Annotated in this window: 1 pseudogene; it reads left to right on the forward strand. The window is 46.3% G+C overall.

The annotated features are described in order from the left end of the window. Positions 1-7: 7 nt before the first annotated feature. A pseudogene (locus tag CF394_RS15325) lies at positions 8-229 on the forward strand (FAD-dependent oxidoreductase); the annotation flags it as partial.

The following is a 229-nucleotide window of genomic DNA, read 5'->3' on the forward strand; positions in this document are numbered from 1 at the left end:
GGAATAAGACGGAGAAAAACAATCGTATTCCGATGAGAAAATGCTCGTATCGGTCGGAAGGCAGGCAAATATTGATGGTATCGGTCTGGAAAACACGGATATCGAGGTGGAAAACGGCTTTATCGTGACAAACAGCATGTACCAGACAAAAGAATCCCACATCTATGCGATAGGAGATGTGATCGGCGGCCTTCAGCTTGCACATGTAGCTTCTCACGAAGGGATTACG

Origin of the sequence: Tetzosporium hominis (assembly GCF_002265435.1) — a bacterium.
Taxonomy (GTDB): domain Bacteria; phylum Bacillota; class Bacilli; order Bacillales_A; family Planococcaceae; genus Chryseomicrobium; species Chryseomicrobium hominis.